The sequence below is a fragment of the Lelliottia nimipressuralis genome, from assembly GCF_004115925.1.
GTDB lineage: Bacteria > Pseudomonadota > Gammaproteobacteria > Enterobacterales > Enterobacteriaceae > Enterobacter > Enterobacter nimipressuralis.
Genome location: NZ_SDDX01000020.1, coordinates 1 through 14,482, shown reverse-complemented (window position 1 = coordinate 14,482; position 14,482 = coordinate 1). Strand labels below are relative to the sequence as shown.

The window sequence follows — 14,482 nt, the reverse complement described above, 5'->3', positions numbered from 1 at the left end:
TTCAAAAGTGAAGCAGGCTTTTTGTTGTTGGATTATTGTATTGGGTGCCGTTTTTGTTGCTTAATCAATATCAACAGGACGCAGGAGTATAAAAATGAAAACCGCTTACATCGCAAAACAACGCCAGATCAGTTTCGTTAAATCCCATTTTTCACGTCAGCTTGAAGAGAAACTTGGCCTCATTGAAGTCCAGGCTCCGATTCTGAGCCGCGTCGGCGATGGGACGCAGGACAACCTGTCTGGTTGCGAAAAAGCGGTACAGGTAAAAGTGAAAACCTTGCCAGACGCCCAGTTCGAAGTGGTTCATTCACTCGCGAAATGGAAGCGTCAGACACTGGGACAACACGACTTCAGCGCGGGCGAAGGGCTTTACACGCACATGAAAGCGCTTCGCCCCGATGAAGACCGCCTGACGGCCATCCACTCCGTTTACGTTGACCAGTGGGACTGGGAACGTGTAATGGGTGATGGTGAACGTCACTTAGGGACGCTGAAATCCACCGTAGAGGCCATCTACGCGGGGATCAAAGCAACCGAAGCGGCGGTGAGTGAAGAGTTCGGACTGGCACCGTTCCTGCCAGATTCGATCCACTTTGTTCACAGCCAGGATCTGCTGAGCCGTTTCCCGGATCTCGATGCCAAAGGCCGTGAGCGCGCGATCGCTAAAGAGCTGGGCGCGGTATTCCTGATTGGTATCGGTGGCAAACTTTCTGACGGACAGCGCCATGACGTGCGTGCCCCGGATTACGATGACTGGAGCACCCGCGACGAGCGAGAATTAGCCGGTCTGAACGGCGATATTCTGGTGTGGAACCCGATTCTGGAAGATGCGTTTGAGCTTTCTTCCATGGGGATCCGCGTGGATGCCGACGCCCTGAAGCGCCAGCTGGCGGTGACGGGAGATGAAGATCGCCTGAAACTTGAGTGGCACCAGGCCCTGCTGCGCGGTGAAATGCCGCAAACTATCGGCGGCGGTATCGGCCAGTCACGCCTGACAATGCTGTTGCTGCAGTTGTCCCATATCGGGCAGGTTCAGTGTGGGGTGTGGCCGCATCAGGTGCGTGAAAGCATCGGCTCTCTGCTTTAATTAACGCCGCCAGCGCCTGACCAGGCGGCTGCGTAACCCGGTATCAAAGCGCCAGATATGATCGAAAATGCGCATGATGCCGGGCTTTCCATGTTGCGACATCGCCACCGCATGAAAGCGGTGCTGGTGATCCCGCTGTAATGATTTCACCTTTGCGACCACATCGTCCGGCAGTCGCTGGGCAATAAAGTCGGAAATGACCACCGCATCCGCGTCATACCAGTCCCCGCCCTGCATGCGTTCTGCGATAGCGCGAAAACAGCTGGCGATATCGGTACCACCGCGAAAACGCTGGCTCAAAAAGCGGATCGCCTGCTCGATACCCTGCTCTCCCGTCAGTTCGTATCCCACCACTTCGCTGGAAAACAGCATGATATAACAGCGACGCCGGTCGGCGAGGGCGACGCGCATCAGTGCCAGGCAAAACGCTTTGGCACACTGTTCGTTAAAGCCGCCCATCGAACCGGAAGTATCTACGCAGACAATGAAGGGGCCGCGCGGCTGTTCGTCGAAATCCTGATGAACGACCGGACGCTGGCTGATTTTTTCGCGCCAGGATTCGCCGTGCAGGCGATAGGTCAGGAGCTGTTTCTCCACCAGCCGCCGGTAAAACTCATACTCCAGCTCGGTGATCCCAAGCGTCGCCAGCTCTGTCGGCAGCAGGCGCAGGATGTCATCACTTTGCTGTAAACCGTCGACCTGTTCCGGCACGGTTGCCGGTTCACGAACCAGCGTGCGGAAGGTTTCCATTGGCGCGTCTTTTTTCGGCACCGACTTCGCCTCCCGCGAGCGGCCAAGCTGCTCCGCGAGCTGCATCAGCTCGGGCTGTTGCGCCAGAAAATCGCCGTATTTAACGATCAGCTGATAGTCGCCGCGCCGGATCTGTCCGGCGCTCATATCCCAAAGCCTTCCGGCGGAGTTTTCGTTCTCCACCAGCACTTGCTCCAGCTGCCCACTCAGCGTCATCCGCTCCTGAACTTCACTGAGCAACTGATCGCGCTCCTCCTCCAGCAACTGCTGGTTGAGCGACGTGGTCTGCACCACCAGACTGAGCCGCCATCGCTGCAGGAAAAGCGTATGCAGCGCCGGAGTAAAGGTGGCGTTGTCAGAGACCAGCTTGCGGGCCTGGGCGGCGTACGGGGAGTGCACTTTATCGAGCAGCGTCAGGATCTGGGGGAGCTGAACGATAAATTGCGGTGTGGATAACCGCTGGCACTGCTGATAGCAGGCCACTTCTTCCGTAAGCTCTGGCGGGACTTCGGTCTCTTTTAGCCGCTGGCGCAGGCTATCTCGCCAGCGCGGTATATCGTCGGTTGACGGCTTTTTTAATGCGCGGAAACTTTTCAAAGAATGCAGCCAGCTGGGGAGAGGCGAGTAAGGTCAGGACGACCTCTTCAATCAGCCCCTCTTCACCAACCGCCAGCATCACATTGAGCGTATCCAGCGTTAGCATTGACGCGCCTGTTTGATCTGCGCGCTGACATCCTGCAGGCTGGCTTCGATGCGACCCAACCAGTCGCTATGTATAAAGAGGCATTTTTGCTGTTCGCTGAAGCGCGTGTGCTGCTGATGCCACTCCGTATCCAGCGCGTCGAGCTGCTGTTTGATCTCTTCCGGCACGTTATCCGAGGCATTTCCCGGCAGGGCGAGGCGTGAACCCTGCAGGCTCACATCGCGGATCACCAGATGCATGCTGGTATCCACTTCCAGGTTCAGTACCTGGGCAAAGCCGATGCCATTGAGTTTTCCACGGATTTCGCCATTTTTATCCAGCCACTGCGACAGCGCTTCGCGCTCAATGGTGATGTGAACCACCTGCATATCGTGGAGTTTTAACGGCTGCTGGAGTAAGAGCGTAAGGGTGGTGTCCGTCAGTTCTGGGGGCAACTCGTAGTGCGGTTTACGTGAGAACATCCCGCCGAGACGGCTCACTTTCAGTGCCGTTTTGTCGCTTTGCTGCTGCTGAAGCTGGATGCGTCGCTGGGTGATGGCGCCCAGTTGGTTGAGCATTGCCTGCTGCCCCCACGCGTGTCCGGTCATCAAAACATCCAGCTGCTGTTCCATCAGATGCATCCCTTCCGCATCGTGCCACAGGCAATCTTTCAGCAGGATCAGATCGATGGGGGCGACGGAATCCCGGCCGCTGAACAAAGCACTGGACTGCAACAGGCGGATCGCCTTTTTCCAGCGCCGATCCGAGACATACGGCGCGGCCGACAATAAATCCAGCTGCTGGCGCAGCATAAAGATCAGTTCAAAAACGGCGTCCGGCAGTTTGATTTTGCCGATATCCTGCTGCCACTGCTGGTATTCGTCGTCAGTCACCTGCAATGACGGCGCCACCGGGTTTTCATTTTCGTCCTGCTGGCTCACCAGCATCGAGCGGAAATTCGACTTATCCTGCACTTTATCCAGCCACAGGCGAATCAGCATGCGGTCATACAGCGCTTCAAGGCTGCTGTCGGCTTCAGGCAGTTCGTTGGACGCCGCCACCAGCAGGCGCATCGGGATTTTTTCTTCATAAGCGCCGTTACGAAAGCGACGTTCGTTGATGGCGGTAAGCAGGGTGTTCAGGATCGCAGGGCCGGCTTTCCAGATCTCATCCAGAAAGACAATTTCAGCCTCGGGCAGATACCCTGCCGTTAATCGTTGATAGCGACCTTCATCTTTCAGGGCCTGAATGGAAAGCGGGCCAAAAACCTCTTCCGGAGTGGAGAAACGGGTCATCAGATATTCAAAGGCGCGCGCATTCTGGAAGGCAAATTTCAGTCGACGCGCAATCAGGCTTTTGGCGATGCCGGGCGGGCCGAGCAGGAACACACTTTCGCCACTGAGCGCTGCCAGCAAACAGAGCCTGATCGCATGGCTGCGTTCGAAAAGGCCTTTCTCCAGCGCACCGCTGAGACGGGAAATTCTTTCTGCTAATAAATGTGAGTGAGCCATAATTGTGTTGCGTCCTTTCGGCGTCGTCGCAGCTAATTGATGCGAGTATAGACGTTTCAGCATGGGCTGGTAATAGACTGAAGTGCGGCGTTATTTTCTTTGCGCTACATTAATAGGGTTGCATTTAGGGGTACGATCTTGCGATTAATCGTGCATACTGTGCGCCTTTTTGTGGGCCAAGGGACTAAGCACACATTTGTTATACAACGAAAAGACTAGTCTATGAGCACTGATAATAAGCAATCATTAAGCGCTATAACGCTTGCGGCCATTGGGGTTGTGTACGGTGATATCGGTACCAGCCCGCTCTATACGCTTCGCGAATGTCTGTCCGGTCAGTTTGGTTTTGGTGTTGAACGTGACGCCGTTTTTGGCTTTTTGTCACTCATCTTTTGGCTGCTGATCCTGGTGGTTTCTGTTAAGTATCTCTCCTTTGTCATGCGCGCGGATAACGCCGGTGAGGGCGGGATCCTGACCCTCATGTCTCTTGCCGGGCGTAATACATCGGCAAAAATGACCTCGTTCCTGGTGATTATCGGCCTGATCGGTGGCAGCTTCTTCTATGGAGAAGTGGTGATTACCCCGGCGATTTCGGTGCTCTCAGCAATTGAGGGGCTGGAGATTATTGCTCCGCAGCTGGATACGTGGGTCGTTCCGCTCGCCATCATTGTGCTGACGCTGTTGTTCGCTATTCAGAAGCACGGTACGGGGCTGGTGGGTAAACTCTTTGCACCCATTATGCTGGCATGGTTCCTGATTCTGGCGGCACTCGGTCTGCGCAGTATTATCGCCAACCCGGAAGTGCTGCAAGCGCTGAACCCAATGTGGGCGGTCCACTTCTTCCTGGAATACAAAACGGTTTCGTTCGTCGCGCTGGGTGCCGTGGTACTGTCAATCACCGGTGTGGAAGCGCTGTATGCGGATATGGGTCACTTCGGTAAGCTGCCGATTCGCCTGGCCTGGTTCACCGTGGTTCTGCCATCTCTGGTGCTGAACTATTTCGGTCAGGGCGCGCTGCTGCTCAAACATCCGGAAGCGATCAAGAACCCGTTCTTCCTGCTGGCGCCTGACTGGGCGCTGGTGCCGATGCTTATCCTTGCCACTCTGGCGACGGTCATTGCCTCTCAGGCGGTAATTTCCGGCGTATTCTCCCTGACGCGCCAGGCGGTTCGTCTGGGCTATCTGTCGCCGATGCGCATCATTCATACCTCGGAGATGGAGTCTGGCCAGATCTACATTCCGTTCATCAACTGGCTGCTCTACTTTGCCGTGGTGATCGTGATTGTCAGCTTCGAGCACTCCAGCAACCTGGCCGCGGCGTACGGTATTGCGGTGACGGGTACGATGGTGCTGACTTCGATTCTCTCGACCACCGTGGCGTACCGGAACTGGCACTGGAATAAATTCCTGGTTGCGCTGATTCTGGTGGGCTTCCTTTGCATCGATGTGCCGCTGTTCTCAGCAAACCTCGACAAAATCGTCTCCGGCGGCTGGCTGCCGTTGACCCTGGGGCTGGTGATGTTCCTGGTGATGACCACCTGGAAGAGCGAGCGCTTCCGCCTGCTGCGACGTATGCACGAGCACGGTAACTCTCTGGAAGCGATGATTGCCTCGCTGGAGAAATCACCGCCGGTACGTGTGCCTGGCACCGCAGTTTATATGTCACGCGCGCTGAACGTGATTCCGTTTGCCCTGATGCACAACCTCAAGCACAACAAAGTGCTGCACGAGCGCGTGATCCTGCTGACGCTGAGAACCGAAGATGCGCCATACGTCCACAACGTGCGCCGTGTGCAGATCGAACAGCTTTCTCCGACCTTCTGGCGCGTGGTGGCGAGTTACGGCTGGCGCGAAACGCCGAACGTGGAAGAGGTATTCCACCGCTGTGGTCTGGAAGGGCTGAGCTGTCGAATGATGGAAACCTCGTTCTTTATGTCGCACGAGTCGCTGATTGTCGGCAAACGCCCGTGGTATCTGCGTCTGCGCGGCAAGCTGTACCTCATCCTGCAGCGTAACGCCCTGCGCGCACCTGACCAGTTTGAAATCCCGCCTAACCGCGTGATTGAGTTAGGGACGCAGGTCGAGATTTAACCTCCGCAACACCTTCTCCCGGTGACGCTTCGCTTGCACGGCCCTACGAAACCGTAGGCCGGATAAGCGAGGCGCTACCAGGAAAAACACGCCCTAAAATGCCCCCACATTTCACTTAGCGAAACGTTTCGACGTTGATCACAATTCTGTTACGTCATGATGGTTTTCTGAACACTCTTGCGGCTACACTTCTTTTAGCGAAACGTTTCGCTAGTGGAGCAAGAAAATGAAGAAAGGCACGGTACTCAATTCTGAAATCTCATCGGTTATTTCCCGTCTTGGGCATACCGATACGCTGGTGGTTTGCGATGCAGGCTTACCGGTTCCGCGCAGCACAACCCGTATTGATATGGCGTTAACGCAGGGCGTGCCCTCGTTTATGCAGGTACTGGGCGTGGTGACGTCGGAGATGCAGGTTGAGGCGGCCATTCTCGCGACGGAGATTAAACAACATAATCCGCAACTCCACGAAACGTTGCTCAGCCATATTGAGCAACTGCAACAACACCAGGGAAACACCATAGAAATTCGTTACACAACGCACGAGCAATTCAAACAACAAACCGCAGACAGTCAGGCGGTGATTCGCAGCGGGGAGTGTTCCCCGTATGCGAATATCATTCTCTGTGCTGGCGTCACGTTCTGAGGCCATCATGGACGCATTATTGCAACTCAAAGGGATCGATAAATCGTTCCCGGGCGTAAAAGCCCTCTCCGGTGCCGCGTTAAACGTTTACTCCGGGCGCGTTATGGCGCTGGTGGGTGAAAACGGCGCTGGCAAATCCACGATGATGAAAGTGCTCACCGGCATTTATGCCCGTGACGCCGGAACGCTGCTGTGGCTGGGGAAAGAGACGACCTTCACCGGACCTAAATCCTCTCAGGAAGCCGGGATTGGTATTATCCACCAGGAGCTGAACCTGATCCCGCAGCTCACCATTGCGGAAAACATCTTCCTGGGCCGTGAATTCGTTAATCGCTTTGGCAAAATCGACTGGAAAAAGATGTACGCCGAAGCCGACATTCTGCTGGCGAAGCTGAATCTGCGCTTTAAAAGCGACCGTCTGGTAGGCGACTTGTCTATTGGCGATCAGCAGATGGTGGAAATCGCCAAAGTGCTGAGCTTCGAGTCGAAAGTCATCGTTATGGATGAACCGACCGACGCCCTGACCGATACAGAAACCGAATCCCTGTTCCGCGTGATCCGCGAGCTGAAATCTCAGGGGCGCGGGATCGTCTATATATCCCACCGTATGAAAGAGATCTTCGAGATTTGCGATGACGTGACGGTATTCCGCGACGGGCAATTTATTGCCGAGCGCGAGGTCTCCTCGCTGACCGAAGATACGCTGATTGAGATGATGGTGGGGCGCAAGCTGGAAGAACAGTATCCGCGTCTCGACAAAACGCCGGGCGCTGTCCGCCTGAAAGTCGACAATCTGTGTGGGCCGGGCGTAAACGATGTCTCCTTCACGCTGCGTCAGGGCGAAATCCTTGGCGTGGCCGGGCTGATGGGGGCCGGGCGTACCGAGCTGATGAAAGTGCTGTACGGCGCGCTGCCGCGCACCAGTGGTTACGTCACCCTCGACGGCCATGAAGTTGTCACCCGCTCTCCACAGGATGGGCTGGCGAACGGCATCGTCTATATCTCCGAAGACCGTAAGCGCGATGGCTTAGTGCTCGGGATGTCGGTGAAAGAGAATATGTCCCTGACGGCGCTGGGCTACTTCAGCCGCAGCGGCGGCAGCTTGAAGCACAAAGACGAACAGCAGGCGGTCAGTGATTTTATTCGCCTGTTTAACGTGAAAACGCCGTCGATGGAACAGGCAATCGGCCTGCTCTCCGGTGGTAATCAGCAGAAAGTGGCGATTGCCCGCGGTCTGATGACGCGTCCAAAAGTGCTGATCCTCGACGAACCAACCCGTGGCGTTGACGTCGGTGCCAAGAAAGAGATTTATCAGCTGATCAACCAGTTCAAGGCTGACGGTTTGAGCATCATTCTGGTCTCTTCCGAGATGCCAGAAGTATTAGGCATGAGCGATCGCATTATCGTCATGCATGAAGGGCATCTCGGCGGTGAATTCACTCGCGAGCAGGCCACCCAGGAAGTTCTGATGGCTGCCGCTGTGGGCAAGCTTAATCGCGTGAATCAGGAGTAAGAAGATGACTACCCAGGCTGTTTCTGGTCGCCGCTATTTCACCAAGGCATGGCTGTTGGAACAAAAATCACTGATTGCGCTGCTGGTGCTGATCGCGATTGTGTCGACCATGAGCCCGAACTTTTTTACCGTCAATAACCTGTTCAATATTCTCCAGCAGACGTCCGTGAACGCCATTATGGCGGTCGGCATGACGCTGGTGATTCTGACGTCGGGGATCGACCTGTCCGTCGGTTCCCTGCTGGCGCTCACCGGCGCGGTAGCGGCTTCAATTGTAGGGATTGAGGTTAACGCGCTGGTGGCTATCGCCGCTGCCCTGGCGTTAGGCGCCGCAGTGGGTGCAGTCACCGGGATGATTGTGGCTAAAGGCCGCGTGCAGGCGTTTATCGCCACGCTGGTGATGATGCTGCTGCTGCGCGGTGTCACGATGGTGTACACCAACGGCAGTCCCGTGAATACCGGCTTTACTGATAACGCCGATCTGTTTGGCTGGTTCGGTATTGGTCGTCCGCTGGGTATCCCGACGCCGGTGTGGATTATGGGTATCGTCTTCCTGGCGGCCTGGTACATGCTGCACCACACGCGCCTCGGTCGCTATATCTATGCGCTGGGCGGTAACGAAGCGGCGACGCGTCTCTCCGGTATTAGCGTCAATAAAGTCAAAATTATCGTCTATTCCCTGTGCGGTTTGCTGGCATCGCTGGCAGGTATTATCGAAGTGGCGCGCCTCTCTTCTGCGCAGCCAACAGCGGGAACGGGCTATGAGCTGGATGCGATTGCCGCCGTGGTACTGGGTGGTACGAGCCTGGCGGGGGGTAAAGGTCGCATTGTTGGGACATTGATCGGCGCACTGATTCTTGGCTTCCTGAATAATGGTTTGAATTTGTTAGGTGTTTCCTCCTATTACCAGATGATCGTTAAAGCAGTGGTGATTTTGCTGGCGGTTCTGGTAGACAACAAAAAACAGTAACTGACGACACTACAGGACATCTCTGATATGAACATGAAAAAACTGGCTACCCTGGTTTCTGCTGTGGCACTGAGCGCTACCGTTAGTGCGAACGCAATGGCGAAAGACACCATCGCGCTGGTCATCTCGACCCTGAATAACCCGTTCTTCGTTTCCCTGAAGGATGGTGCGCAGAAAGAAGCCGACAAACTGGGTTATAACCTGGTGGTTCTCGACTCTCAGAACAACCCGGCGAAAGAGCTGGCTAACGTTCAGGACTTAACTGTTCGTGGCACCAAAATCCTGCTGATCAACCCAACCGACTCTGATGCGGTCGGTAACGCCGTGAAGATGGCCAACCAGGCGAAAATCCCGGTAATCACCCTTGACCGTGTGGCGACAAAAGGTGACGTCGTTAGCCATATCGCGTCTGATAACGTGCTGGGCGGTAAAATCGCGGGTGATTACATCGCGAAGAAAGCAGGCGAAGGCGCCAAAGTTATCGAACTGCAGGGTATCGCAGGGACATCCGCAGCGCGTGAGCGTGGCGAAGGTTTCCAGCAAGCCGTGGCAGCCCACAAATTTAACGTACTGGCCAGCCAGCCTGCTGACTTCGACCGTACTAAAGGCCTGAACGTTATGCAGAACCTGCTGACGGCGCACCCGGAAGTGCAGGCTGTCTTCGCACAGAACGATGAAATGGCACTCGGCGCTTTGCGTGCGCTGCAGACTGCCGGTAAATCTGACGTGATGGTGGTTGGCTTTGACGGCACGCCAGACGGTGAGAAAGCCGTAAATGATGGCAAACTGGCGGCAACCATCGCTCAGTTGCCAGAGCAGATTGGCGCGACGGGCGTTCAGACTGCGGATAAAGTGCTGAAGGGCGAGAAAGTCCAGGCGAAATATCCGGTTGACCTGAAGCTGGTCGTCAAGCAGTAATAGGCGATTCAGGCGGTCCTCTGACGGCCTGAGGGACTACAAATAAAGAAAAGTGTGGCATACGCCACCGGGTAAAACCGGTGGCGATCTTTACTGGACAGCTCAAACATGAAAACCGCAGTTAATCTCGTCGTCCTTGGCAGTATTAATGCCGATCACATTCTTAACCTTGATGCTTTCCCCACGCCTGGCGAAACCGTCACCGGCAATCAGTATCAGGTGGCTTTCGGCGGTAAAGGCGCGAACCAGGCGGTGGCCGCCGGTCGCAGCGGCGCTAATATTGCATTTATCGCCTGTACCGGTGATGACGATACGGGCGAGCGCGTGCGTAAACAGCTGGAGAGCGACCATATCGATATCTCACCCGTAAGAGTGGTGGGCGGGGAATCGACGGGCGTGGCGCTGATTTTTGTCAACGCAGAAGGTGAGAATGTCATCGGTATTCATGCGGGTGCCAATGCGGCGCTGACCATCGAACGCGTTGAAGCGCAGCGAGAATTGATCTCCAGCGCCGAAGCGCTGCTGATGCAGCTCGAATCGCCGGTCGAAAGCGTGCTGGCGGCCGCGAAAATTGCACATGAAAATCATACCACTGTCGTACTTAACCCTGCTCCAGCGCGTCTATTATCAGACGAGTTGCTGGCGCTGGTGGACATCATCACCCCGAACGAAACGGAAGCCGAAAAGCTGACGGGCATTCGCGTGGAAAATGATGACGACGCGGCGCGTGCCGCTCAGGCGCTGCACGATAAAGGTATCGGTACGGTCATCATTACGCTCGGAAGCCGTGGCGTATGGGCGAGCGTCAACGGCGAAGGTCGTCGCGTTCCCGGCTTTAAGGTCAAAGCGATTGATACGATCGCGGCGGGAGATACCTTTAACGGTGCGCTGGTTACTGCGCTGCTGGAAGGTGGCTCGCTGGACAATGCCATCCGCTTCGCTCATGCCGCTGCCGCGATTGCGGTGACACGCAAAGGGGCACAGCCTTCCGTTCCATGGCGCAAAGAGATCGATGAATTTTTGAGTCAGCAGAGGTAACGCTTGGCCACAATGAAAGATGTCGCCCGCATGGCGGGCGTTTCTACTTCGACGGTTTCCCATGTCATCAATAACGATCGCTTTGTCAGCGAGGCGATACGGGAAAAAGTCGACGCTGCCATTAAAGACCTCAACTACGCTCCTTCGGCGCTCGCGCGCAGTCTTAAGCTTAATCAGACGCACACCATCGGCATGCTGATCACCGCCAGTACAAACCCGTTTTATTCTGAGCTGGTGCGCGGCGTTGAGCGTAGCTGCTTTGAGCGGGGTTACAGCCTGGTGCTGTGTAACACCGAGGGCGACGAACAGCGTATGAACCGTAATCTGGAAACGCTTATGCAAAAACGCGTCGATGGATTATTGCTTCTGTGCACCGAAACGCACCAGCCCTCCAAAGAGATCATGCAGCGCTATCCCTCAGTTCCAACGGTGATGATGGACTGGGCGCCCTTCGACGGGACCAGCGATCTGATTCAGGATAACTCGCTGCTGGGCGGGGATATGGCGACGCAGCATTTGATTGATAAAGGCTACAGCCGCATCGCCTGCATTACCGGGCCGCTGGATAAAACTCCGGCGCGTTTACGTCTCGAGGGATTTCTCGCTGCCATGGAGCGCGCGGGGCTGCCCGTTCCGGACGGATATCGCATCACCGGCGATTTTGAATTTAACGGTGGTTTTGAGGCGATGCAAAAACTGCTGGCGCAAGACGTGCGTCCGCAGGCGGTATTTATCGGTAACGATGCGATGGCTTTTGGTGCGTATCAGGCGTTGTATCAGGCGGGATTACGCGTTCCCCAGGATATGGCGGTGATTGGTTACGATGATATCGAGCTGGCTCAGTTTATGACGCCGCCGCTGACCACCATTCATCAGCCGAAAGATGAACTGGGCGAGCTGGCGATCGATGTGTTGATTCATCGTATGGCACAGCCCGCACTTCAGCAGCAGCGTTTGCAGCTTACTCCTGTTCTGATGGAACGCGGTTCTGTTTCGGCTGGTGGCGATCTTTAATCAGATTGCGGCCATCTTTGGGTTTGAGCAGCATGAACACCAGCGCCGAGACCACCGTCAGTGCGCCCATCGTGATAAAGGTGTAATGGAACTGCTCAACCGTGTTCGTCCCTTCCATCCCTTCATAGACGCGCAGCACCGCTGCGCTCACTGCCACACCTAAACTGATCGACAGCTGCTGCGTCACAGCCAGCACGCTGTTGCCGCCACTGGCATTTTCGTCGGTGAGATCCGCGAGGCTGATGGTATTCATCGACGTAAACTGGATAGACATCGCCATGCCCAGGATAAAGAGCGGGAGTAGCAGCATCCACGCCGGGAAGGCGGCGGACTGAAGCGAAAACTGCGCAATCATCAGACCGATAAAGACCGTGACACCCACCAGCGTTTTACGATAGCCCAGCCGACGCAAAATCTGCGTCACCATCGATTTCGCCAGAATTGATCCGACGGCGGTCGGGGCCATCATGCACCCGGCTATCAGCGCCGGATAGCCAAACCCTACCTGCAGCATCAGCGGCATCAGGAAGGGCACGCAGCCGGTTCCCAGACGCGAAGCGATGTTTCCGGCAATCCCCACCGAGAAAGTTCGGGTTTTGAACAGCAGCAATGAAATCAGCGGCGTCGGGTGACGACGCGCGTGACGTATATAGAGAAGGAAAAGCAGGATGCCGCTCAGAATGATAGAAAGGGCGATCCAGGTGGCGACGATTTTCTCGCCAAATAACTCCATGCCGGTGGAGAACAACACCAGGCTCAGGCCGAACAGGAAAAAGCCGCCCATATCAAAGCTGCGTTTTGGCGTGGTGAAGTTCGGCATATATTTGCGGGCGTAGCAAAGGCCAGCCACGCCAATCGGAATATTGATCAGGAATATCCAGTGCCAGCTCGCCCAGGTGACCAGCACGCCGCCAAGAACCGGCCCGAGAATGGGGCCGACCAGACCGGGCATGGTCACAAAGTTCAGTACCGGTAAAAGCTCGCTGCGCGGGTAAGCACGTAACAGCGCCAGGCGTGCGACCGGCATCATCATTGCGCCGCCGATGCCCTGCAGGATGCGGAAGACAACCAGCTCCGCCAGGGATGTCGAAAGTGCGCAGGCCAGCGAACCAAGCGTAAACAGAGTGACGGCGAGCATAAAGATTCGACGTGTACCGAAGCGGTCCGCCAGCCAGCCGCTGACCGGGATCAGCATCGCGACGGTCAGTGTATAGCTGATGATGGCGGATTGCATCGCCAACGGGGAGCGGTTGAGACTTTCGGCAATAGCCGGGAGGGCCGTGTTAAGAATGGTGGCATCCAGCGCCTGCATAAAGAAAGCCATTGCCGCAATCCATGGCAATCCCGCCATGCTGCGTGCTTTTTTCTCAGTCATTGATTGTCCGGTTGTTGGTGTGGTGTTGCTAATAAAACCTGGCAGGCGAGTAAAGCGCGCTGTCCGTCGCTCTCCTGAATGGCATCGACAATGGCCTGGTGCTGGTCCAGCTTCACCACGTCATTCTGAGTAATAGAAGCAAAGTAGGTGTGATACACCGAATGGAACAGGGAGGCAAAGGAGGTCAGGAAAGGGTTTCCGCTCATCGCGTAAATTTGCTCGTGCCAGGACATATCCACTTCAATCCAGCGCTGGCGGTTGAAATGCTGCTTCAGGAGGGTCATTTCGTCCATCAACGTATTAAGCTGCGCTTTTTGCTCGGCGCTGCCTTGCACGGCGGCGAGCAGACATGCCTGAGGTTCGAGGCTGCCACGCATAACCAGGAAATGCTCCACAACCTGATGGAAGTTCTCTTCGGTCATCCACCACGAGAGCAGCTCCTGGTCGAGGAAGTTCCAGTTGCTCTGAGGCATCACGCGAGTCCCGATGCGCGGGCGCGGGAGTACCATGCCTTTCGCGGTTAAGGTTTTCACGGCTTCACGCACGGCGGTACGGCTCACGCCAAACTGTTCACCCAGCTCCATTTCACCGGGAAGAATGCTTCCGGGCATATATTTTCCTGCCAGAATGCGTTGGGCCAGTTTCTCTGCCAGCACGTAAGAGAGGTTTTTTTGGGCGGCCAGCTGTTGCGCGCTTAAGGGCATCGCTCTTATTCCTTAATAGTACATGCTGTTAAGTATGCCATCAGGCGTGTGTTTGTGACTGCAAAAACAGCAAATAGGACAGTTTGTGGCTTGTTAACCAGCGTTTTGGCGAAAAAAGATGCGGTCAGAAAGTTTTTTTACATTTCCTCTTGTCACCTCAGAATAACTCCCTATAATGCGCCT

11 protein-coding genes and 1 pseudogene are annotated in these 14,482 nt (G+C 55.6%); 8 read left to right on the top strand and 4 right to left on the bottom strand.

The features are described 5' to 3' along the window. Positions 1-94 precede the first annotated feature (94 nt). Positions 95-1,087 carry an aspartate--ammonia ligase gene (gene asnA, locus ETG88_RS16015; protein ID WP_129035781.1) on the top strand — a complete coding sequence of 331 codons (993 nt, stop codon included), beginning with the start codon at positions 95-97 and terminating at the stop codon, positions 1,085-1,087. Here asnA and viaA read toward each other — a convergent pair. Then, a pseudogene (gene viaA / locus ETG88_RS16010) lies at positions 1,088-2,540 on the bottom strand (ATPase RavA stimulator ViaA). Continuing rightward, entirely contained in the window at positions 2,534-4,030 is a 1,497-nt protein-coding gene (ravA, locus tag ETG88_RS16005) for an ATPase RavA (RefSeq protein WP_129035780.1), read from the bottom strand. Before ravA ends, viaA begins: the two are co-directional and overlap by 7 nt. A 222-nt stretch (positions 4,031-4,252) precedes the next feature. On the opposite strand from ravA, the gene kup reads away from it, so the two are divergent. The 7 genes from kup to rbsR all read left to right on the top strand — a co-directional run bounded on the left by kup (position 4,253) and on the right by rbsR (position 12,220). Continuing rightward, a complete protein-coding gene (gene kup, locus ETG88_RS16000; RefSeq protein ID WP_100778308.1) occupies positions 4,253-6,121 on the top strand; it encodes a low affinity potassium transporter Kup in 1,869 nt (622 codons plus the stop codon). A 226-nt stretch (positions 6,122-6,347) separates the two neighbouring features. Further along, complete coding sequence (gene rbsD, locus ETG88_RS15995) at positions 6,348-6,767, top strand: D-ribose pyranase (protein ID WP_102105134.1); 420 nt, start codon at positions 6,348-6,350, stop codon at positions 6,765-6,767. Positions 6,768-6,774: 7 nt separating this feature from the next. Continuing rightward, a complete protein-coding gene (rbsA, locus tag ETG88_RS15990) occupies positions 6,775-8,280 on the top strand; it encodes a ribose ABC transporter ATP-binding protein RbsA (protein ID WP_107702587.1) in 1,506 nt (501 codons plus the stop codon). A 4-nt stretch (positions 8,281-8,284) separates the two neighbouring features. Beyond that, complete coding sequence (gene rbsC, locus ETG88_RS15985) at positions 8,285-9,250, top strand: ribose ABC transporter permease (protein WP_100778311.1); 966 nt, start codon at positions 8,285-8,287, stop codon at positions 9,248-9,250. A 27-nt stretch (positions 9,251-9,277) separates the two neighbouring features. Beyond that, positions 9,278-10,168, top strand: coding sequence for a ribose ABC transporter substrate-binding protein RbsB (rbsB, locus tag ETG88_RS15980; RefSeq protein ID WP_100778312.1), 891 nt, complete (start codon positions 9,278-9,280; stop codon positions 10,166-10,168). A 108-nt stretch (positions 10,169-10,276) separates the two neighbouring features. Beyond that, positions 10,277-11,206: a ribokinase gene (rbsK, locus tag ETG88_RS15975; RefSeq protein ID WP_129035779.1), complete on the top strand. Its 930-nt coding sequence runs from the start codon at positions 10,277-10,279 to the stop codon at positions 11,204-11,206. Between the two features lie 3 nt (positions 11,207-11,209). Then, the gene (gene rbsR, locus ETG88_RS15970) at positions 11,210-12,220 is read left to right on the top strand and encodes a ribose operon transcriptional repressor RbsR (RefSeq protein WP_100778314.1); all 1,011 of its coding nucleotides are present in this window, start codon (positions 11,210-11,212) and stop codon (positions 12,218-12,220) included. Here the strand turns inward: rbsR and mdtD are convergent. Further along, positions 12,168-13,595, bottom strand: coding sequence for a multidrug transporter subunit MdtD (gene mdtD / locus ETG88_RS15965; protein WP_100778315.1), 1,428 nt, complete (start codon positions 13,593-13,595; stop codon positions 12,168-12,170). The two genes, rbsR and mdtD, sit on opposite strands and share 53 nt — an antisense overlap. Next, positions 13,592-14,299 (bottom strand): FadR/GntR family transcriptional regulator, encoded by a 708-nt coding sequence (locus tag ETG88_RS15960; RefSeq protein ID WP_129035778.1) that lies wholly within the window; start codon positions 14,297-14,299, stop codon positions 13,592-13,594. Before ETG88_RS15960 ends, mdtD begins: the two co-directional genes overlap by 4 nt. Positions 14,300-14,482 lie beyond the last annotated feature (183 nt).

What these genes read in the sequence shown, in the direction of transcription:
- ETG88_RS15960 (WP_129035778.1), bottom strand. Translation starts at nt 14,299, where the DNA reads ATGCCCTTAAGCGCGCAACAGCTGGCCGCCCAAAAAAACCTCTCTTAC.
- ravA (WP_129035780.1), bottom strand. Translation starts at nt 4,030, where the DNA reads ATGGCTCACTCACATTTATTAGCAGAAAGAATTTCCCGTCTCAGCGGT.
- rbsC (WP_100778311.1), top strand. Translation starts at nt 8,285, where the DNA reads ATGACTACCCAGGCTGTTTCTGGTCGCCGCTATTTCACCAAGGCATGG.
- mdtD (WP_100778315.1), bottom strand. Translation starts at nt 13,595, where the DNA reads ATGACTGAGAAAAAAGCACGCAGCATGGCGGGATTGCCATGGATTGCG.
- rbsA (WP_107702587.1), top strand. Translation starts at nt 6,775, where the DNA reads ATGGACGCATTATTGCAACTCAAAGGGATCGATAAATCGTTCCCGGGC.
- rbsD (WP_102105134.1), top strand. Translation starts at nt 6,348, where the DNA reads ATGAAGAAAGGCACGGTACTCAATTCTGAAATCTCATCGGTTATTTCC.
- asnA (WP_129035781.1), top strand. Translation starts at nt 95, where the DNA reads ATGAAAACCGCTTACATCGCAAAACAACGCCAGATCAGTTTCGTTAAA.
- kup (WP_100778308.1), top strand. Translation starts at nt 4,253, where the DNA reads ATGAGCACTGATAATAAGCAATCATTAAGCGCTATAACGCTTGCGGCC.
- rbsB (WP_100778312.1), top strand. Translation starts at nt 9,278, where the DNA reads ATGAACATGAAAAAACTGGCTACCCTGGTTTCTGCTGTGGCACTGAGC.
- rbsK (WP_129035779.1), top strand. Translation starts at nt 10,277, where the DNA reads ATGAAAACCGCAGTTAATCTCGTCGTCCTTGGCAGTATTAATGCCGAT.